18 protein-coding genes are annotated in these 19356 nt (G+C 73.9%); 9 read left to right on the top strand and 9 right to left on the bottom strand.

Annotated features, from left to right (window positions below; translation table 11 throughout):
* The 6 genes from ABZS66_RS51615 to ABZS66_RS51590 form a co-directional block, all read right to left on the bottom strand.
* Positions 1-889: histidine kinase (locus ABZS66_RS51615; RefSeq protein WP_354770558.1), on the bottom strand; the 889-nt coding region annotated here is incomplete at its 3' end.
* Positions 886-2028 carry a DUF418 domain-containing protein gene (locus tag ABZS66_RS51610; RefSeq protein ID WP_354770556.1) on the bottom strand — a complete coding sequence of 381 codons (1143 nt, stop codon included), beginning with the start codon at positions 2026-2028 and terminating at the stop codon, positions 886-888. The genes ABZS66_RS51610 and ABZS66_RS51615, both read right to left, overlap by 4 nt.
* Positions 2029-2100: 72 nt before the next feature.
* Positions 2101-2745 (bottom strand): response regulator transcription factor, encoded by a 645-nt coding sequence (locus tag ABZS66_RS51605; RefSeq protein ID WP_354770554.1) that lies wholly within the window; start codon positions 2743-2745, stop codon positions 2101-2103.
* Positions 2746-2788: 43 nt separating this feature from the next.
* A complete protein-coding gene (locus ABZS66_RS51600; protein WP_354770552.1) occupies positions 2789-3076 on the bottom strand; it encodes a hypothetical protein in 288 nt (95 codons plus the stop codon).
* Between the two features lie 90 nt (positions 3077-3166).
* Positions 3167-3847 carry a response regulator transcription factor gene (locus tag ABZS66_RS51595; RefSeq protein ID WP_354770550.1) on the bottom strand — a complete coding sequence of 227 codons (681 nt, stop codon included), beginning with the start codon at positions 3845-3847 and terminating at the stop codon, positions 3167-3169.
* Positions 3848-3927: 80 nt separating this feature from the next.
* On the bottom strand, positions 3928-5322 hold the full coding sequence (locus ABZS66_RS51590; RefSeq protein ID WP_354770548.1) for a sensor histidine kinase: 1395 nt from the start codon (positions 5320-5322) through the stop codon (positions 3928-3930).
* Between the two features lie 10 nt (positions 5323-5332).
* Between ABZS66_RS51590 and ABZS66_RS51585 the strand changes: the two genes are divergently transcribed.
* The 3 genes from ABZS66_RS51585 to ABZS66_RS51575 all read left to right on the top strand — a co-directional run bounded on the left by ABZS66_RS51585 (position 5333) and on the right by ABZS66_RS51575 (position 9095).
* The gene (locus ABZS66_RS51585; RefSeq protein WP_354770562.1) at positions 5333-5998 is read left to right on the top strand and encodes an ABC transporter ATP-binding protein; all 666 of its coding nucleotides are present in this window, start codon (positions 5333-5335) and stop codon (positions 5996-5998) included.
* Positions 5995-8373 (top strand): ABC transporter permease, encoded by a 2379-nt coding sequence (locus ABZS66_RS51580; RefSeq protein WP_354770546.1) that lies wholly within the window; start codon positions 5995-5997, stop codon positions 8371-8373. The genes ABZS66_RS51585 and ABZS66_RS51580 overlap by 4 nt, the downstream gene beginning before the upstream one ends.
* A gap of 95 nt (positions 8374-8468) precedes the next feature.
* Positions 8469-9095 (top strand): hypothetical protein, encoded by a 627-nt coding sequence (locus ABZS66_RS51575; protein ID WP_354770544.1) that lies wholly within the window; start codon positions 8469-8471, stop codon positions 9093-9095.
* Between the two features lie 72 nt (positions 9096-9167).
* On the opposite strand, the gene ABZS66_RS51570 is transcribed toward ABZS66_RS51575, so the two are convergent.
* Positions 9168-9908 (bottom strand): D-Ala-D-Ala carboxypeptidase family metallohydrolase, encoded by a 741-nt coding sequence (locus tag ABZS66_RS51570; protein ID WP_354770560.1) that lies wholly within the window; start codon positions 9906-9908, stop codon positions 9168-9170.
* 102 nt (positions 9909-10010) lie between these two features.
* Between ABZS66_RS51570 and ABZS66_RS51565 the strand changes: the two genes are divergently transcribed.
* The 3 genes from ABZS66_RS51565 (at position 10011) to ABZS66_RS51555 (ending at position 12624) form a co-directional block, all read left to right on the top strand.
* Positions 10011-10556, top strand: a complete 546-nt coding sequence (locus ABZS66_RS51565) for a hypothetical protein (protein ID WP_354770542.1) — start codon at positions 10011-10013, stop codon at positions 10554-10556.
* A 179-nt stretch (positions 10557-10735) separates the two neighbouring features.
* A complete protein-coding gene (locus tag ABZS66_RS51560; protein WP_354770540.1) occupies positions 10736-11029 on the top strand; it encodes a hypothetical protein in 294 nt (97 codons plus the stop codon).
* The gene (locus tag ABZS66_RS51555) at positions 11026-12624 is read left to right on the top strand and encodes an amidase (RefSeq protein WP_354770538.1); all 1599 of its coding nucleotides are present in this window, start codon (positions 11026-11028) and stop codon (positions 12622-12624) included. The genes ABZS66_RS51560 and ABZS66_RS51555 overlap by 4 nt, the downstream gene beginning before the upstream one ends.
* Positions 12625-12702: 78 nt before the next feature.
* On the opposite strand, the gene ABZS66_RS51550 is transcribed toward ABZS66_RS51555, so the two are convergent.
* Positions 12703-13710, bottom strand: coding sequence for a hypothetical protein (locus ABZS66_RS51550; RefSeq protein WP_354770536.1), 1008 nt, complete (start codon positions 13708-13710; stop codon positions 12703-12705).
* A gap of 64 nt (positions 13711-13774) precedes the next feature.
* A complete protein-coding gene (locus ABZS66_RS51545; protein WP_354770534.1) occupies positions 13775-15886 on the bottom strand; it encodes a sigma-70 family RNA polymerase sigma factor in 2112 nt (703 codons plus the stop codon).
* Positions 15887-16166: 280 nt separating this feature from the next.
* Between ABZS66_RS51545 and ABZS66_RS51540 the strand changes: the two genes are divergently transcribed.
* The 3 genes from ABZS66_RS51540 (at position 16167) to ABZS66_RS51530 (ending at position 19337) form a co-directional block, all read left to right on the top strand.
* Positions 16167-17642 (top strand): pectinesterase family protein, encoded by a 1476-nt coding sequence (locus tag ABZS66_RS51540; RefSeq protein ID WP_354770532.1) that lies wholly within the window; start codon positions 16167-16169, stop codon positions 17640-17642.
* Between the two features lie 15 nt (positions 17643-17657).
* The gene (locus tag ABZS66_RS51535) at positions 17658-19109 is read left to right on the top strand and encodes an RICIN domain-containing protein (RefSeq protein ID WP_354770530.1); all 1452 of its coding nucleotides are present in this window, start codon (positions 17658-17660) and stop codon (positions 19107-19109) included.
* Between the two features lie 105 nt (positions 19110-19214).
* The gene (locus ABZS66_RS51530; RefSeq protein ID WP_354770528.1) at positions 19215-19337 is read left to right on the top strand and encodes a hypothetical protein; all 123 of its coding nucleotides are present in this window, start codon (positions 19215-19217) and stop codon (positions 19335-19337) included.
* Positions 19338-19356: the final 19 nt, after the last annotated feature.

The raw sequence follows: 19356 nt of genomic DNA, 5'->3' as shown, positions 1-19356 counted from the left end.
CGCGCAGGCCCGTGCCGGCCGCCGGGTCGGCGCCGCCGGTGCCGTCGTCGCGGATGTCGACGCGCAGCGCGGTCCTGGTCGTGGTGAACGCCACCTCCGCGTGCGTCGCCCCGCTGTGCTTCACGACGTTGGCGAGGGCCTCGGCGACCGCGAAGTACACCGCCGTCTCCGTCGCCGGGGACAGCGGCGCCGGCGGGTCGCCGGACACCGTGGCCGGGACCGCCAGGTCGAGGGCCAGGGCGCGGACGGCGTCGGCGAGCCCGCGGTCGGCCAGCACCGCCGGGTGGATGCTGTGCATCACCGCGCGCAGGTCGTCGAGCGCGGCGACCGCGGCCTGCCGGGCCTCCTCGACGAGCCGGGCCACGTGTTCAGGGCTCCCGGCGTCGCGGCCGACCAGGTCCTTGGCCAGGCCCAGGGTGAGCGCCAGCGACACCAGGCGGGCCTGGGCCCCGTCGTGCAGGTCGCGCTCGACCCGCTTGAGCTCGGCCGCCTGCCGGTCGACGGCGGTACGGCGGGAGCGGGTCAGGGCCGTGACCCGGGTCGCGAGGGCGTTCTCCCGGGTGGCCGCCCACGCGTGCAGGGCGACGATCCCGGACAGGCCGAGGATCGTCCAGGCCGGCCAGAAGTAGCCGCCGCCGGTGAGCACGTAGACCGCCAGGTCGGCGGTGGCGATGAGGCCGCACACGGCGGCGTCGACGGCGAGCCAGCGGCGCGGGCCGGGCGGCCGCCGCAGCGCCCGGCGCAGCAGTGCCTCGCCGAGCAGGACCACGCCGGCCGCGAACGCGACCCAGCGGGGCCAGAACTCGCCGCGGCCGGTGACCAGCCAGGCGGCCGTGGCCGCGGCGCTCAGCGCCACGGCCCCGGCCAGCCTGCGGGCGGTGCCGTTCATCGGCCCGTCCGGTACGTGATCCGCCGCAGCAGCGCCTCGGCCGGTCCCCGCCGCTCGCCCAGCGCCTGCGCCGCGCCGGCCGACAGGAGCCACACGCCGATCGCGGCGCCGGCCGCCACGAGCGTGCCGTCGAGGCCCAGCGCCCACGGCGAGAACAGGGCCAGCCAGGCCACCGACTGCAGCAGGTACCCGCTCAGCGACCGCTGTCCCAGGGCCACCACGGGCGCCACATACCTCTTGCCGCGCAGCCGCAGCGCGAGCAGCCCGAACAGGGCCACGTAGCCGGGGCCGCCGTACTCGCCGGTGATCGCGTGCAGGCGTGCCATGGCCTCGACGGTACCGGCATCGAACCGGACGGCACCGGCCGCCACCAGCGCGTACGGCAGGCCGCCGAGGATCGCGATGCCCAGGCTGACACCGGCCGTGCGGCGCAGCAGCGTGCGGTGCGCGGCCGGGTCCTCCAGGATGCGGTGCCGGGCGGCCCAGATGCCGAGCCAGACGATGACGATGAACGGCACGACGGTGGCGGTGTGCACGGGCCACTCGGTCAGCCGGTCCAGCAGCGACTGCCGGTACGACGTGGCCGCAAGCGAACCGTTGGGCGTGTTCGTCAGCCCGGCGTCGCCGCCGCGCAGGCCGGTGACGGCGAGCACGCCGATGACCGTGGCCGACACCGTCTGGATGCCCCACAGCCACAGGACGATCCGGTGGAAGCGGTCGCTCCGCCTGAGCAGCAGCAGGGTGGCGAGGATCCCGACGATGCCGTACGCGCCGAGGAAGTCGCCGAAGTACAGCAGGGTCGCGTGCACCAGGCCGAAGCAGATCAGGGCGGCGTTGCGGCGCAGCAGCACCCGCCGGGCCGCGTCGCCCTGCCGGCGGGCGATCTGGACCAGGCCGTAGCCGAACATGACGGCGAACACCGGGTAGGCCCGGCTGTCGACGAACGTCGCCATGAGGAAGTTGACGACCCGTTCGAGGCCGTGCGGCGTGGGGTCGAGCCCGGGCTGGCCGGCGAACGCGAAGTTCGCGGCGTTGGCGAGCGCGATGAACAGCAGCATCGCGCCGCGGGCGAGGTCGGGCGCGAGGGCCCGCTCGGCGCGGCGCACCGGCCCGGGGGCGGGCATGAGCGTCGTTGTCATGCGCTCAGCGTCGTCGGTTGCGCGGTCCGCTTCGAGGAGCGTGGAACCCCAGCCGTGGGGGTACTACTACCCCTATGCGTCGAGGTAGGCGAGCACCGCCAGGACGCGGCGGTTGTCGTCCTCCGACGACTGCAGGTCGAGCTTGGCGAAGATGTTGTTGGTGTGCTTCGCGACGGCCTTCTCGGTGATGAACAGGGCGGTGCCGATGGCGGCGTTGGAGCGGCCCTGGGCCATGTGGGCGAGCACCTCGCGCTCGCGGGCGGTGAGCCGGTCGAGCGGGAGCACCCGCTCGCGGTTGTCGAGCAGCTTCGCCACCACCGTCGGGTCGAGCGCGGTGCCGCCGCCGGCGACCCGCCGCACGGCCTCGACGAAGTCCCCGACGTCGGAGACCCGGTCCTTGAGCAGGTAGCCGATGCCGCCCCGCCCGTCGGCGAGCAGCTCCCGTGCGTAGAGGCGCTCCACGTACTGCGACAGCACGAGCACCGGCAGCCCCGGCATCTCGGCCCGCGCGGCGAGCGCCGCCCGCAGCCCCTCGTCGGTGTGGGTCGGCGGCAGCCGCACGTCGACCACGGCCACGTCGGGCCGCTGGTCGAGCAGTGCCCGCAGCAGCTGCGGCCCGGCGCCGACGGCGGCCACGACCTCGAACCCGTGCGCTTCGAGGAGCCGGATGAGCCCGTCGCGCAGCAGCGCCAGATCCTCCGCCACCACGACTCGCATGGGCCTCAGCCTAGGACAGGGCCCGGCCGCCGCCGGCCGCACCTCACCGTTCGCAGGACACGTTCACGACGGCGTAATAGACGTGGCCGTAGTACGGGTCGGTGCTGGACTCGAAGATCTCCGGCTCGCCGACGATCGTGCACGCGCCGTAGTACCCCTCGGACTGGGCCGAGTACTGCGCGTCCCAGAACGCGCCCTGGATCGCGACGTCGACGGTGAGGGCGCGGGAGGCGCCGCAGTAGAGCGGGCTGGCGGCCGCGGGTGAACCGGCCACGGCGAGGAACGCGACGGCACCGGCGAGGGCCACGCCGGCCCGGCGGATGAGCTGCATCGAAGCACTCCCTTCGGGATGGGGACGTCCTTCGATGGCGTACCCCGGCGCCGCCCGCCCCGGTTCACCCACCGACGCGCCAAAAGAGACCTAGTCGGTGCGGCTGTTGGGAGTGATCAGGCCGGTCTCGTACGCGACGACGACCGCCTGGACGCGGTCGCGCAGGTGCAGCTTGGTCAGGATGTGGGTCACGTGGGTCTTCACCGTGGCCTCGCTGAGCTGCAGCGCCGCCGCCAGCTCCGGGTTGCTCAGGCCGCGGCCGAGCAGGGTCAGCACCTCGACCTCGCGCGGGGTCAGCGCGGCCAGGTCGCGGTGCAGGGCCGACGCCTCGGTGCCGGCGCGGGCGAAGCGCTCGACCAGGCGGCGGGTGATCGTCGGGGCCAGCAGGGCGTCACCGTCGCGCACCAGCCGGACCGCGTGGACGAGGTGGTCGGGGGTGACGTCCTTGAGCAGGAAGCCGCTGGCGCCGGCGGTGAGGGCGGCGTAGACGTACTGGTCGAGATCGAACGTCGTCAGGATGAGGACCCGCGTCGGCTGCCCGGCGGTCGTCGTGGGGCGGTCCTCCAGGAGGCGGCGGGTGGCCTCCAGGCCGTCGAGGCGGGGCATGCGGATGTCCATCAGGACGACGTCGGGGCGCTCCCGCCGGACCGCCGAGATCGCCTCCTCGCCGTCGGCCGCCTCGCCGACGACCTCGATCCCGGCGGCGACCAGGATCATCGTGAACCCGGTCCGGACCAGCGCCTGGTCGTCCGCGATCACCACCCGGGTCACGCGCCCTCCGCTTCGCTCCGGTCGCATGCCTTCCAAACTGAGCCCATGATGACCGGCCTCTCCGCTTCGCTCCGAACCGGTCATGCCGCACCCGCCGGCAGGTTCGCGTCGAGCGGGATGCTGGCGCGGACCCGGAAGCCGCCGGTCGGGCGGGGGCCCGCCTCCAGGGAGCCGCCGTAGAGCCGCAGCCGCTCGGCCAGCCCCACCAGGCCCGTGCCGCTGCCCGTCGAGGCCGGGGTCACCCCGGGCGGCGCGGGATCGTTACGAACCTCGATGTCCACGGTCGTGTCCCCCACATCGATCGTGATCTCCGTCCGGGCGCCGGGCGCGTGCCGCAGCGCGTTGGTGAGGGCCTCCTGCACGACCCGGTACGCCGTGAGATCGGCGCCGCGCGGCAGCGACACCTGCGACCGGTGCACCTCGACCGGCTGGCCGGCCCGCCGCACGTTGTCGACGAGGGCGTCGAGCTGGTCGAGGCCCGGCTGCGGGTGCAGCAGGTCGTCGTCCGGGCCGGGGGCCAGCACGCCGAGCAGATGGCGCAGCTCCGTCATCGTCTCCCGGCCGCTCGCCTCGATCGCCGTCAGCGCATCCCGGGCCAGCTCGGGCCGCGTGTCGATGACCTTCCCGGCCGCACCGGCCTGGATCGTCATCACGCTCACGTGGTGGCTGACCACGTCGTGCAGCTCCCGGGCGATGCGGGCGCGCTCCTGGGCGACGGCCAGCCGGGTGGCCGCCTCCTGGCCGCGCTCGAGCGCCTCGGCCCGCTGGTGGGCGGTCTCGGCCCGGACCCGGGCGGCCCGGACCGTGACGCCGAGCAGGCCGATCGGGGCGACCAGGGCGAAGACGCCGGACCAGTCCGGCAGCTGCGGGGTGGTGTTGTCGAAGGCGAGCGTCGTGACCGTCGCGAGCGCCGTCACCGACCCGAGCGAGAGCGCGGTCGAGCGGCCGTAGAGGCACAGGGAGTACACCCCGATGAGCGTGGCGACCGTGGTCACCAGGTCGGCGCCGTTCTCGTAGGCCAGGATCGCGGCGAACTGCACGAGCACCACCGCGAGCGGCCAGATCCGCCGCAGCGCCACGGCGAGCGTGATGAACAGGTTGAGCACGATCTCGCGGCCGATGCCCTGGTCGTCCTCGTGGACGATGAACACGCCGGGCGGGAGCGGCCGGGCCGGCCCGTCGCGGAGGTCGCGGAAGTCCTGGAACGGCATGGCCGGCGCGTCGCCGCCGCTGCCGTGGACGGTCCACCAGACGGAGAGGGCGGCGAGGACGACGGCCAGCACGACGTCCGGCCACCGGATGCGCGACAGCCGGTCCATCATCACCACATTGTGCTGGCTGGCGTGGCCGGCGGCGTCGGCCACGCCACCTACATCGCTGGGATGACTCCCGCGGCGCATCAGCGCAACGAGGTACGGCGGACCGATCTCGCGCCGGATGTCCGGTTCGGCCCGCGCTCCGTACGGTCCCGGCATGACACAAGCCATGACTGACGTGGTGCGGCTGCGGGCCGCCGGGAAGCGCTACGAGCAGGCCGGACTGCCGGCCCTCGACGGGGTCGACCTCGACATCGCGCCGGGGGAGGCGGTCGCCGTCATGGGGCCGTCCGGCAGCGGCAAGTCGACCCTGCTGAACCTGGTCGCGGGCCTGGACCGGCCCACCGACGGCAAGGTCGAGGTGGCCGGCACCGACCTGGGCAGGCTGTCGGAGACCGGGCTGGCCCGGTTCCGCCGCCGGCACATCGGGATCGTGTTCCAGTTCTTCCACCTGCTCGACGACCTCACCGCGCGGGACAACGTGCTGCTGCCGGCGCAGCTGGCCGGCATGCCCCGCAAGGCGGCGCTGGCCCGGGTCGGCGAGCTGCTCGACGCGCTCGGCATCGCGCACCGCGCCGACGCGTACCCGGCCCGGCTCTCCGGCGGCGAGCGGCAGCGGGTGGCGATCGCCCGCGCCCTGGTCAACCGGCCGCCGCTGCTGCTCGCCGACGAGCCGACCGGGGCCGTCGACACCGACTCCGGCGCCCGCGTCGCCGAGCTGCTGCGCGAGCTCAACCACGACGGCCAGACCCTGCTGCTGGTCACCCACGACGCCGCGCTCGCCGACCGCTGCGCGACCCGCACGGTCACGCTGCACGACGGGAAGCTGGCGTGAGGGCCGTCGTCCGCGCGGCGACCGCCGCCGTGCGCCGCCGCCGGCTCCAGAGCGTCGTGATCGGCCTGGTCGTCCTCCTGGCCAGCGCCACCGCGGTCCTCGCCGCCGGGCTCATCGCCACCTCCACCGGCCCGTTCGACCGGGCCTTCGCCCGCCAGCAGGGCGCCCACGCGGCGGTCGCCTACGACGCGGCGAAGGTCACCGCCGACGCGCTGAAGGCGACGGCCACCGCGAGCGGGGTCACCGCGGCCGCCGGCCCCTACGACACGGTCAAGGCGTCGGTGCTCATCGACGACGGGCGCGGCCCGATGATCGAGATCGCGGGCCGGTCGGAGGCCACCCCGGCCGTCGACCAGCTCCAGATGACCGACGGCGTGTGGCTGACCGGCCCGGGGCAGATCGTGCTGTCGGCCCAGATCAGGAGTCCCCGGCTGAAGGTCGGCGACGAGGTCGGCGTCGGCGTGCCGGGCCGGCCCAAGCTGAAGCTCGTCGGGTTCGCGGCCTCGGTGACCGGGACCGCCCAGGCGTGGGTGTGGCCCAGCCAGACCGACGTGCTGCAGGCCGCCGAGGCCGAGACCGGACGGCAGATGTTGTACCGCTTCGCGTCCGCCGGCACCGACGACGCGGTGCGCGCCGCCCTCGCCACGGCCACCGCCGCACTGCCGGCGGACGCCATCACCGGCACCGCCCGTTACCACGCCGTGCGCCTGGAGGTGAACGGCAACCTCGCCACCATGGTCCCGTTCGTGGTCGCGTTCGCCGTCCTCGGCCTGATCATGTCGGTGCTCATCGTCGCCAACGTCGTCGGCGGGGCGGTCGTCTCCGGGTACCGCACGATCGGCGTGCTCAAGTCGCTCGGGTACACGCCCCGGCAGGTCGTCGCCGTCTACGCCGGGCAGGCGATGCTCGTCGGGCTGCCGGCGGCGGCGCTCGGGGTGGTGCTCGGCAACCTGCTCGCGCTGCCGCTGCTGGCCCAGACCGAGGAGGCGTACGGCATCCCGGGCGCCCGCACCGTGCCGCTGTGGCTGAGCATCGCCGCGCTGGTCGCCGTGCCGCTCGTCGTCGGGCTGGCCGCGGTCGTGCCGGCCACCCGGGCCGGGCGGCTGCCGGCCACGCAGGCCGTCGCGGTCGGGCGGGCGCCGCGGTCGGGCCGGGGGTACCGCATCCGCCGCCTGCTCGCCGCGACGACGCTGCCCCGGCCGGTCAGCTTCGGCCTCGGCACCCCGTTCGCCCGGCCCGGCCGCTCGGCGATGACGGTCGTCGCCGTGCTGCTCGGCGCGACGACGGTCATCCTCGCCATCGGGCTGTCCACCTCGTTCGGCGTCGTCAAGGAGCACTTCGCGCGGACCGGTTCGGTGCAGGTCATCGTCGACGTCCTGAGCGCCGAGCCCGACGGTGAGGGGCGGGTCATGCGGCCGGCCGGCGGCCCGAAGCCGGGCGAGGCCCTCGACTCGGTCGACCCGGCCGCGGTGCGCAGCACGATCGAGGCGCAGCCCGGCACGGCCCGCGTCGTGGGGCTGACGCGGGCCGAGGTCACGATGGCCGGCATCGCGGAGCCGATCGAGGTCGAGGCCTACGACGGCGACGCGACCTGGACCGGGTACCCGCTGATCAGCGGCCGCTGGTACACGGGCCTGGGGGAAGCCGTCGCCGGTTCGCGCATGCTGAGCCTGACCGGCACCCGGGTCGGCGACACGATCACCGTCAGCACCGACAAGGGACAGCTGCGCGTGAAGATCGTCGGCGAGGCGTTCAGCCGCGCCGGTGACCCGACGCTCATCATGGACCGCTCCTCGCTCGGCACCCTGATCACGTCGTCCGGCCCGGACCGCTACGAGATCGCCGTGACCTCCGGCACCGACCCGTACGCCTACGCCACGGCGCTCGACAAGGCCGTCGGCTCGAACGCGGTGGTCCCGGTCGCGGCCGCCGAACGGGCGGGAAGCGAGACGCTGAACCTGATGATCGGCCTGGTGGTGACGCTGGCGACCCTGCTCAGCGCCGTCGCCGCGCTCGGCGTGTTCAACACGGTCGTGCTCAACACCCGCGACCGGGTCCACGAGATCGGCGTGCTGAAGTCGATCGGCATGACCCCCGGCCAGGTCCGGCTGATGGTCGTCGCGTCGATGACGGTCGTCGGCCTGATCGGCGGCCTGCTCGCCGTGCCGCTCGGCCTCCTGCTGCACCACCGGCTGCTCCCGGTGATCGCGGGCGCGGCCGGCACCGGCATCCCGAACGACGTCGTCGACGTCTACAGCTGGCCGGTCCTGGCGGTGTGCGCCCTGCTCGGGGTGGCGCTGGCGGTGCTGGGCGCGCTGGTCCCGGCCACGTGGGCCGGCCGCACGCGGGCCTCGACGGCGCTACGCGCCGAGTAGGTGGAACACCTGGGTCTCGGGCTCCACGGCGTGGGGCCCGTAGACCGTATCGTGACCTCGTACGTGGCTCGCAGCCTGTTCCTACACTCGGGACCATGGGGGAGGACGACAACCACGGCTACGCGCGGGCGGACCGGTTGATCGCGGGGATCGCGCTCGCCGGCGCGGTGGGCGTGGTCGCGGTCTTCGCCGCCGACGTGCTGTGGCTGCAGCCGCGCAAGGACAGTGGCACCCTGAGCGGCTGGCCGATGGTGGCCCAGCAGGCGCTGCTCGGCGTGGCGCACCTGGTCGCGTTCGGCCTGCCGGCGGCGCCGCGGTTGCGGATCCTCATCACGATGTTCGCGCTGGCGGCCTGGGGCCTGATCCCGGTGTGGATGCGGTCGTACGCGCGCGTGTCCGGGGACGGCAGCCCGTGGCTCCCGGTCGCGGGCGGTGCCGTGCTTGCGGCGGCGGTCACCGTCCTGGCCCTGCGCGCCTGGCGGCGGACGCTGGTGCTGACCCCGGGCGGCCTGGTGGTGACGGAGATCGCGGACGGCCGGTTCGAGATACCGTGGGACCGCGCGGACGAGGACTGGGTCACGGCGCGCCCGGACCTGCGCGGCGTGGACGCGGCCTTCCTGGCGCGGGTGCTCGACCACTACCGCGCCAACCCCGGTCAGCGGGCGGCGATCGGCACTCCCGTGGAGTACGCCCGCCTCGTCGCCCAGCTACGAACCGCCTGACAGCTCGTCGCGGAGGCTCTGTCGGACGCGTGGCCGGGACGCGGACGCCACCGCGTCCCGGCCGGAGGAACGTCAGTTGTCGCCCAGGGGGTCGAGGCTGCCGGTCAGGCCGGCCACGCCGCAGTTCGGGGCGGACCAGAACCGCGACGGGCGGCCGTCCACGTGCGTGTGGTCGTTGTGGTCGGGGTACCCGGGGCCGAGGATGCCGGCGAAGCCGTGGTTGCGGGCGGCCTGGGCCAGGGTGCACAGGCTGTGCGGGCCGGCGCCCAGGTCGGCGGCGTCGCCGTAGAGGTGGCGGCTGGTCGACGCGCCGCCCACGGCGCTGTTGCAGGCCGCGCTGCGGAACCCGCTCGTGACGCGGATCGTCTGGTCGCCCAGGGCGTGCCGGAGCGCCTGGAGCTTCCACATCGTGACCAGCGCGTTCGCCTTCGCCGTCGCGGCGCTCACGTTGCCGCCGGCCCAGGTGCTGTTGCAGTTGTTCAGCTCGGCGTACGAGAAGTTCACCGGCGTGCAGTCGTCGTCCTGCAGCGCATAGATCTTGCTGAACGTCGCGGGACCGGCGACGCCGTCGGCGGTCAGGCCGTAGGCGGACTGGAAGCGCTGCACCGCGGCCTTGGTCGCGGGGCCGTAGGCGCCGTCGATGGTGAGCACCGCGCCGGAGCCGGGGTAGCCGGCGACGCGGATCTGCAGCTGGCGGACGGCCTCGCCGGACGAGCCCGACGAGAGCGTGCCGCTCCAGGTGTAACAGCCGTCCGCGAGCGCGGGCGACGCCGACGCGACGAGGGTCACGCCGGTGCATCCGAGGGTGAGCATGACGGCGGCCAGCAGGCGGCCGATTCTGATCTGCACGCGTCGAAGTATGGAGAATTATCGATCTATTCGCAATGACTTGCGCCGATCCGGTAGACATGTGCGGTGATCGACCTCGACCTGCCTCCCGCGCCGCCGCCGCGGCGGTCGCTGCCCCTGCCCGGACTCCGGCGCGTCGCGAGCGTGCGCGTGCCGCTGCTCGCCGGCGTCCTCGTGGCGCTGCTGGCCGCCGCGGCGGGCGCCGCCGCCGGCTGGCGGCTGACGGTCTCGCGCCAGGACGCCCGGGAGGCGGGCGAGGTCATGCTGTTCGCCGGCGTCGCCGACCTCGACGTCGGCACCTTCAGCGGGGGCCGGGCGACGTTCGACGGCAGGATCTGGCTCTCGAACGGCGGGCGCCGGCCGGTCGAGGTCGCCGGCGATCCGGACGCCGAGGGCCTCACGGTCCTGTCGAAGGAGCGGATCGCGTCCGGCGCGAGCGTGTCGTTCCCGGTGAGCGCGACGGTGCCGTGCTCCGAGGCGTCGGTGGGCGCCGTGCCGCTCGACCTGTCGGCGGGCACGTGGAACGGGCAGTGGACGAAGGTGACCCTCGCCCTGCCGTCGGCCGGCACCCCGTGGTACGCCGACTTCGAGCGGACCTGCCGGGCCGGCTGACCGGGCAGAGGCCGACGGGCAGAGGCCGACGGGCAGAGGCCGACGGGCAAAGGCTGACGGGGAAAAGCTGACGGGGAAAAGCTGACGGGAAATCGGATCGTAACGGCCGCGTGGTGGCCGGGAAACGGCCGCGGGTTGCGATCTTCAACGCCGCCATCACCACCACGCGGAGGTACAACATGGCCGTAGGCCCGTCCTCGCTGTCCACCGAGCAACTCAACGCCTTCATCGTCGCCCGGCTCGCCATCTCCGGCATCGACTTCAACCTGTTGCCCGCCGATCCAGACCCCGCCACCGGGGTACCCACCCAGACCCAGGTCCTCTCGTCGCTGCGGTCGTTCCTGCTGGCCAACCCGGCCGCGGTCAACGGCTGGCGACCCTCGGCCGACGCCGCGCTCGGTCAGCAGCTCGCACCGCCGCTGGAGTACCCCTCCATCACCGAGGCGTGGACCGGAAAGGCGGACGGGCGATGAGCCGGGGACTGAACCGCCGGGTGTTCCTGGCCGGCTCGGCCGCGGCCGCCGCCGGTACCGTGGCCGCCACCACCATCCCGTGGACCGCGGCCCACGCCGCGCCCGCGTTCCAGCAGGGCCGCCCGGTCGACGTGCCCGACGTCGACGTGCGGCCCGCGGCCCGCGCCGACCTCACCGAGGCCACCCTCGCCGAGGCCGTCACCCTGCTGCGCCGCCGGGCGACCAGCGCCACCGAGCTCGTCGAGGCGCACCTGGCCCGGATCGCCGCCTTCGAGCCCACCTACCAGGCGTTCAACGCGGTCACCGCGGACGCCGCCCGGGCCGCCGCGAAGGCCGCGGACCGGCGCCGCAGCGGCCCGCTGGCCGGGATCCCGCTCTGCATCAAGGACAACTACTTCACGGCCGGCGTCGAGACCACGGCCAACTCGTTCGTGTTCGAAGGGTTCGTGCCGCCGTACGACGCGACGGCCGTCGCCCGGCTCAAGGCCGCCGGCGGCATCGTCGTCGGCAAGGGTCAGATGGGCCCCCTGGCGACCACCCGGGCCACCCAGCCCAACGGCATGGTCACCACCGTGAACGCGTGGACGCCGCAGGACCCGTCGGTCGACCCCGGCGGCTCGTCGACCGGCCCCGCGACGGCGGTCGCCGGGCGCCTGGCCTGCTCGTCGATCGGCACCCAGACCGGCGGCAGCATCGTCGGCCCGTCCAACCAGCAGAACCTCACCGGGCTCAAGCCGACGATGGGCCGCACGTCGATCTACGGGATCATCCCCCTGTCGTACACCAGGGACCACTCCGGCCCGCTCGCCCGCGACGTGCTCGACGCGGCCATCATGACCGCCGTCCTGGCCGGCCCGGACCCGAACGACCCGCGCACCCTCGGCCTGCCCGCCGTGCCCGACCTCGTCGCCGCCGCGCTGCCGGTCCGGAAGAAGGGCAAGGTGGTACTGCGGCGATCGACGACCATCGGCGTCCCGCCGGACTACCTGACCGGCAACGCCGCGGTGGTCGCCCTGCGCCGCACGTTCCTCGACACGCTCGCGGCGATCCCGGGCGCGAAGCTTGTCGATGTGACGTACCCGGCCGACTGGGGCCTGCTGACGGGCACGTTCAACGCGATCCGGCTGAGCGAGCGGACCGAGCCGTTCCTGCCGTACCTCAAGCAGGACCCGAAGCTGTTCGGCGTCTCGCTGCTGAGCTGGCTGCAGGGCCTGTTCCTGTCCGGCGACGAGTGGATCACCGGCCAGCGGGCCAAGCACCACCTGCTGCGCGAGGTCCTCGACGGCGTCCTGAGCAGGTGCGACGTGCTCCTGCAGACCGGCCCGGTGCCGTTCGACATCCTGGGCCTGCCCGAGCTGGGCCTGCCGATCGGCTTCGCTCCCGTGGGCGCCAACCCGGCGGTCCCGGTCGGCACGATCCTGGGCGCCGGCCCGTACGAGGAGGACCGCCTGCTCGAGGTCGGCGCGGCCTACCAGGCGGTCACCGACTGGCACACCCGCCGCCCGGCCGACCCGGCACCACCGGCGGCGGCCGCCCGCTCGGCGACCGTGAAGCCGCGCCTCACCCCGGAGGAGGTGGCCGCGACCACCGCCTGAGGTCAAGCTCCATCGTGACCGAGCACGTCGCCGCCTCGTCCAATTCGGCCGGGGCGGCGAGCCCGTTCCGGTGCGGCGCTAGGGCACCGGCCGGCCGTCCGTCCAGGTCGACTCCTCGGCGACCACGACGGTGAGCGGCGGTGGGGCGGGCCGGTCCTCCCATCCCGCCCAGGGGTTGTTCTCGCGGGTCTCGGTGTCCCGGATGTACCGCACGGTCCGCGGATCGGCGAGCCCGGCCAGGCCGGTGACGGTCGCGGCGATCGCGGCCGCGCCGGCCAGGAGCAGCCCCACGCCGATGGCGGGCGGGATCGGCCGGACGTCCGGGTAGCGGCCCAGGGCGAGGACGGCGGCCTCCGCGTCCTGGACCAGGGCGAACCACAGGCCGGCCAGCAGGATCGCGGCGCCGGCCCGGGCCAGGTGGGCGAACATGAGCCGGCCGGAGCGGGCGAGGCCGGCCGTGACCGACGCCCACACCGCGCCGACGAGCAGCGGGACGCCGCCGACGACCACCAACGCGAGCACGGTGAACGGGTCGGCGGTGACCGTGCTGTCGAGGGCCACCGCCAGCGTGAACGCGCCGATGCCGGCCACGCTGCCGGCCCCGATCCACGCCACGGCGCGCCGCAGCGGCGCCGGTACGGTCGTGACCGCGGGAGCGGCCGGCGCCCGGCGGGTGACGCCGGCGCAGACCGCCGCGGCGACCAGCGCGAGCAGCGTCACCGGCGTGACGGCGGCGCCGATCCAGGGGCGCACGAGCCAGACGTCGTAGCCCTCGGGGTGCACCACCGTGTAGTGGACCAGGCACAGCCAGAGGACGAGGGCGGTCCCGGTGCCGGCGACCCACACCAGCGCGGTGCGCGCGGCGGTGCGGCCGGTCGGGACCAGCGCGGCCAGCACCAGCAGCGCGCCTCCGAACAGCACCGCGGGCACCGTCAGGACGAGGGCGTTCGCCTCGGTGGCGGCCCCCAGGTACGGCTCGACCCGGGCCGGGGGCACGGCCGCGAGCGTGGCCCACACGAGTGCGGCCAGACCGGCGACCGCGACCACGACAGCAGTGAGGGCCGCCACCAGCGGCGCACGAGACATCCGCGCACCGTACATGATCGTCAGGCCAGGCAGCGATGCAGCGTAATCTTGCACGCCGCGGCGGCTAACCGCCCGACATCGACGCACCCATGCCGTTGCCGGTGCGCAGGAAATCGGTCGGTGTCACCGTCCCGTCGGCGCGGCGCGGGCCCTGGGCGACGGCCGGGTCGGTCGAGGAGAACATCGACGCGTCCCAGCTGCCCTCGTCCCACGTGTTGCGGCTGCTGCGCACCCCGGCGCCCGTGCCGGCGGGGGAGGCGTTGCCGACGGCGACGTTGCTGCGCAGGACGGCCGCCGCGGTGGTCATGTCGAAGCCGTCGCCGCGGTTGCGGAACGCGGTGTTGTTCTGCAGCTCCACCGCGGCCGGGTTGCCGTCGTCGGCGAAACCGTGGCGGGCGTTGTCCCACGCCGCGTTGTGCCGCAGCTTGTGCGCGGCGCCGGCCGGCGGGTCGCCGCCGCCGAGGTTGAAGCCGCTCTTGCCGTTGCCCCAGGCCCAGTTGTACTCCAGCGTGACCGCGCCGGTGAACGCGCCGAGGTCGACGCCGTCGCCGGATGCGCCGCTCAGTCGGCACCCGCGCACGACGTTGCCCTCGCCGTCGCCGAACTTGATGCCCAGCCCGATCCCGGCGCGGCCGAGGAAGTCGCTGTTCAGGACCTGGTTGCCGACGGTGCCGGGGTCACGCAGGGTGAGGCCCGACGACGCGTTGTCGCGCATCGTGAGGCGTTGGAAGGTGTTGTACCGGCAGGAGAAGCACACCCAGGCGTGGCTGGGCGCGTTGCGGACCTCGATCCCCTGGACGGTCCAGTACGAGGCCCGCTGCGTGACCAGGTACTTGTCCGACGGGATGCCGGCGGCGTCGATGACGGGCCGCTCGTCGCCGTAGGCGCTGAGCGTGATGCGGTGCGCCGCGTCGCCGCTGGTGCCGATCGTCACCGGGGCGGCCGGGCGGTACGTGCCGCCGCGCAGCGCGATGGTCTGGCCGGGCCGCACCACGGCGACGGCCTTGCCGAGCGTGGCGAACGGCCGCTCGGCGGTGCCGTCGGCGGCGTCCGACCCGCCGGGGGCGACGTAGATGTCGGCGAAAGTTACACCGGTGCCGCCGGGCGGCGGGACGGCGGCCGACGCCGACGGTGCGGCGCTCACCGGTCCGGTCGGTCCGGTCGCGGCGGGTGGCGGCGGCACGGTCGCGGTGGCGGCGGGCGGCGGGGCGGCGACCGGGCCGCCACCGTCGGTGAGCGGCGTCTCGTACACCGCGAACGCGATCCCGCCGCCGGCGATCACGACGGCCGCACCGGCGGCCAGCTTCGTGCCGGCGGCGTGCTGGAGGTGGGCGAGCAGCCCGGTGCCCGCTCCAGATGCGGCGCCGGCGCCCGGCCTGAGCCCGGCCACGCGCCACGTTTCCAGGGCCAGCGGCAGCGGTACCGCGGCGAGGCCGCGCAGCAGCTGCTCCGGCGCGACCAGGCCGGTCCGCTGCGCGCCGCAGTCCGGGCAGCCGCGCACGTGCCGGGCCAGGCGCTTGCGCCACAGCCCGTCGGCGGTGCCGTGCCAGGGCCGCACGAGGGCGTCGAGCCCGGCGCAGCGCGGCTCGGCCCGCAGCGCCCGCACGACGGACCGGGCCACCTCCAGCTGGGCCCGCATCCGCTGGACCCGGACGGCGGCGTGGGCCGGCGCCACCCCGAGGGCGGCGGCGAGCTCGGCCCGGGACAGCGTGCCCGACGCCTCCTGCCACCACAGGGCGAGCAGGTGCCGGTCGCGCTCGTCGAGCCAGCGGGTGGCGTCGGCCAGCTCGCGGCGCTGGCCGGTGAGGACGAGCTCGGTGACGGTGCGGTCGACGAAGTCGCCGCGCGGGTCGGCGACCTCCGCCGGCACCTCCTGCTGCCGGCGCCCGCTGCGCTGCCGGTTGCGCAGGTGCAGCTGGACCTGCCGGTAGGCGATGGCGACCAGCCAGGACCGGAACCGCTCGGGCTCGCGCAGGTCGGGCAGGCCCCGGACGAACTGGATCATCGTCTCCTGGACGAGGTCGTCGACGTCGGCGTGCCCGTCGAGGGCCCGGCCGATGACGTTGTAGACGAGCGGGAGGTACTGCGCGGCGAGCCGTTCGAGCGCGCGGTCGTCGCCGGACCGGGCGGCCCGGACGAGCCCGACCGGGTCCTCGATCGTCCTACTCTCCGTCACGGTGTGGTCCCTCCGGACGTGCTCGGCGGCCCCGGCTCCGCCCCGGCCGGCCACCCGCCGGGACGGTCTGTGCGTTCCCGAACCGCCGGGGCGGAATTCGCGCCCCGCATGGTTGCACGGCACGTCCGGGCTGTAAAGCAGCGACGCTCGCCGCTGCCTTCCAAGATCTTCCAGGACGGCTGCGAATTTCTGTTATCGCTCCCACGGCCGGCGCATCTACCAGGGTGCCGCCGGCCCGCCCCGGCGGCACCGTAGCTGTGCGTGACGAAAGGACCGTTCCATGCCCAGACAGCGTCGGCTCCGCCGACATGTGCTGCTCGCCGCCGTCGGCGTCGCGGTGCCCGCCACCGTCGCCGTGGTCGCGGTGGTGATGCCGTCCGCCGAGGCCGCCACCGCGCCGGTCGCCGGTGGGGTCTACACGATCGTGCCGGGTGCCAGCGGCAAGTGCGCCGAGGTGGCCGGCGGGTCCGCCGACAACGGCGCGCTGCTGCAGCAGGCCGCGTGTTCCGCCGGCGCCACCCGTCAGCAGTTTCGTGTTGCGGGCTCCTCGCCGTACAACTTGATCAATGTGGGGAGTTCGCGTTGCGTCGATGTCCCCAACAGCGCGACGACGTCCGGGCTGCAGCTGCAGCAGTGGGGCTGCGGTGACGGGACGAAGACGAACCAGCTGTGGACGTTCACGGCATCGTCCGCCGCGGTCGGGAAGTACCTGATCCGCAACGCAGCCACCGGGCTGTGCGTGAGCGACAAGGACGGCTCGACCGCCGGGAACAACCCGATCGTGCAGGAGACCTGCGCCGACGTCGCCCGCATGCAGTTCGCGTTCAACCAGGTCGGCGCCGCGCCGACCACGCCGGCGACGACGAACGGCGCCCGGCCGACGGTCGCCGCCGACGGCACCGGCAACTACCGCACCGTCCAGGCGGCCGTCGACGCGGTGCCGGCGAACAACCCGACGCGGCGGGTCATCACCATCAAGGCCGGCACGTACCGGGAGATCGTGACGATCCCGTCGAACAAGCCGTACATCACGCTGCAGGGCCTCGGCTCCGGGCCGTCGAACGTCGTCATCGTCAACAACCACAACGCCGGCACCTACGGCACGTCCGGCAGCGCGACCGTCTTCGTCAACGGCAGGGACTTCATCGCGACCAACCTGACGCTGTCCAACGACTTCGACGAGAACTCGTCGGACACCGGCGACCAGGCGCTCGCGCTGAACCTCAACGCCGACCGGGCCCAGCTGCTCAACGTGCGGCTGCTCGGCGACCAGGACACGTTCCTGGTGAACGACGCGGCGCGCGTCTACGTCAGGAACTCCTACGCCGAGGGCACCGTCGACTTCATCTTCGGCGGCGGGATCGCGGTCTTCCACGGCTGCTCGATCTACGAGAAGCGCTCGACCGGCGGCCCGATCACCGCGGCCAGCACGCCCGCGACCCGCGCGTACGGCTTCCTGTTCTACCAGTCGACGATCACCGGTACCGCGAACAACGTCACCACGCTCGGCCGGCCGTGGCGGGCGGACGCCCAGGTGCTGTACCGCGAGTCGAACCTCAGCGCGACGGTCAGGACCAGCCAGCCGTGGACCGACATGTCGTCCAACTCGTGGACGAACGCGCGCTTCCTGGAGTACCGCAACACCGGCGCCGGCGCCGGGACGAACAGCAACCGGCCCCAGCTCAGCGACGCGCAGGCGGCCGACTACACCCCGCAGAAGTACCTGGCCGGCACCGACGGCTGGAACCCGCTCTAACCCCTGGGAGTCTCGATGCGATTGAAGAGAGCGTTCCTCGCCGCCGCGGTGGCGGTGCCGGCCGGCGCGGTCGTGCTGGTGATGCTGCCCGCCGCCGAGGCGGCCACCACCCCGGTCGCCGGTGGTGTCTACACCGTCGTGCCGGGTGCCAGCGGCAAGTGTGCCGAGGTGGCCGGCGGGTCGGCCGACAACGGTGCGCTGCTGCAGCAGGCGGCGTGTTCCGCCGGCGCCACCCGCCAGCAGTTTCGTGTTGCGGGCTCCTCGCCGTACAACTTGATCAATGTGGGGAGTTCGCGCTGCGTCGATGTCCCCAACAGTGCGACGACCTCCGGGCTGCAGCTGCAGCAGTGGGGCTGCGGTGACGGCACCAAGACGAACCAGCAGTGGACGTTCACCGCGTCCTCCGCCGCGCCCGGGAAGTTCCTGATCCGCAACGTCTCCACCGGGCTGTGCGTCGGCGACAAGGACGGCTCCACGGCGGGTGGCAACCCGATCGTCCAGGAGACCTGCGCGGACGTGGCGCGGATGCAGTTCGCGTTCAACCAGGTCGGCACCGCGCCGACGACTCCTTCGGGCCGGAACTGGTCGAACACCGCCGACGGCTTCGCGGCCGGGACCACCGGCGGCGCCGGCGGCACCACGGTCACCGTGTCGAACTTCGCCGATCTCAAGCGATACGCGGCGATGAATGGCAGGTACGTCATCCGGGTCGATGCCACCGTGACCGTCACCCCGTACGGCTATGAGATCCCGGTGACGTCCGACAAGACCGTCGTCGGCGTCGGCCGCAGCGGCCGGATCCTCAACGGCGGGTTCAACCTCGGCGCCGGCACCCGCAACGTCATCATCCGCAACCTGACCATCGGCGACACGCTCGTCGCCTCGGACGACCCGGACGACAAGGACTTCGACTACGACGGCATCCAGATGGACACCGCCGACCACGTCTGGATCGACCACAACACGATCAGCCGCACCAACGACGGGCTCATCGACAGCCGCAAGGACACCACCAACCTGACGGTGTCGTGGAACAACCTGGGCAACACGAACAAGGCGTTCGGCATCGGCTGGACCGAGAACGTGACGGCCCGCATGACGATCCACCACAACTGGATCCACGACACGAACCAGCGCAACCCGAGCACCGACAACGTCGCCTACGCGCACCTCTACAACAACTACCTGCAGAACATCGCGTCGTACGGCAACCTGTCCCGGGGCGCCACGAAGATGGTGCTGGAGAACAGCTACTTCGAGAAGGTCGCGAACCCGTACTACAACGACACGTCCGCGGCGCAGCTGCGCCAGAGCGGCAGCATCGTCGTCAACTGCACGGGCAGGCAGCAGACCAACGGCTCGGCGTTCACCCCGTCGAGCTTCTACCCCTACACGCTCGACGCGGCGGCGGACGTGCCGTCGCTGCTGCGCACGTACTCCGGGCCGCAGCCGGACATCGGCCTGTAGCCGCCGGCTCGCCGGCGTCGTCCCCGCCGGGGCGGCGCCGGCATGCCGGTATTTTCCCGCCCGGCCGCCGCTCCTAGTCAGCAACCAGGGGGAGGGATGGTCTGCATGACACAGCAGGAGTCAGCGAAGCGAATCGGCCGGCGGGGGATGCTCACCGGCCTCGGCGCGGCGGCGGCCGGCGCGGGCGCGCTCGCGCCGCCAACGCGATCGACCCTGCTCTGGGGCTGAGGGATCGGTCACCACAACG

The sequence above is a fragment of the Dactylosporangium sp. NPDC005572 genome (assembly GCF_040605515.1).
Lineage (GTDB): Bacteria > Actinomycetota > Actinomycetes > Mycobacteriales > Micromonosporaceae > Dactylosporangium.
This window is presented reverse-complemented; position numbering and strand designations above follow the sequence as displayed.

Excerpts from the sequence above, each read along its gene's own strand:
- ABZS66_RS51610 (WP_354770556.1), bottom strand. The coding sequence starts at position 2,028 with ATGACAACGACGCTCATGCCCGCCCCCGGGCCGGTGCGCCGCGCCGAG.
- ABZS66_RS51605 (WP_354770554.1), bottom strand. The coding sequence starts at position 2,745 with ATGCGAGTCGTGGTGGCGGAGGATCTGGCGCTGCTGCGCGACGGGCTC.
- ABZS66_RS51600 (WP_354770552.1), bottom strand. The coding sequence starts at position 3,076 with ATGCAGCTCATCCGCCGGGCCGGCGTGGCCCTCGCCGGTGCCGTCGCG.
- ABZS66_RS51590 (WP_354770548.1), bottom strand. The coding sequence starts at position 5,322 with ATGCCGGGACCGTACGGAGCGCGGGCCGAACCGGACATCCGGCGCGAG.
- ABZS66_RS51585 (WP_354770562.1), top strand. The coding sequence starts at position 5,333 with ATGACTGACGTGGTGCGGCTGCGGGCCGCCGGGAAGCGCTACGAGCAG.
- ABZS66_RS51575 (WP_354770544.1), top strand. The coding sequence starts at position 8,469 with ATGGGGGAGGACGACAACCACGGCTACGCGCGGGCGGACCGGTTGATC.
- ABZS66_RS51570 (WP_354770560.1), bottom strand. The coding sequence starts at position 9,908 with ATGCTCACCCTCGGATGCACCGGCGTGACCCTCGTCGCGTCGGCGTCG.
- ABZS66_RS51560 (WP_354770540.1), top strand. The coding sequence starts at position 10,736 with ATGGCCGTAGGCCCGTCCTCGCTGTCCACCGAGCAACTCAACGCCTTC.
- ABZS66_RS51555 (WP_354770538.1), top strand. The coding sequence starts at position 11,026 with ATGAGCCGGGGACTGAACCGCCGGGTGTTCCTGGCCGGCTCGGCCGCG.
- ABZS66_RS51550 (WP_354770536.1), bottom strand. The coding sequence starts at position 13,710 with ATGTCTCGTGCGCCGCTGGTGGCGGCCCTCACTGCTGTCGTGGTCGCG.
- ABZS66_RS51540 (WP_354770532.1), top strand. The coding sequence starts at position 16,167 with ATGCCCAGACAGCGTCGGCTCCGCCGACATGTGCTGCTCGCCGCCGTC.
- ABZS66_RS51535 (WP_354770530.1), top strand. The coding sequence starts at position 17,658 with ATGCGATTGAAGAGAGCGTTCCTCGCCGCCGCGGTGGCGGTGCCGGCC.
- ABZS66_RS51530 (WP_354770528.1), top strand. The coding sequence starts at position 19,215 with ATGACACAGCAGGAGTCAGCGAAGCGAATCGGCCGGCGGGGGATGCTC.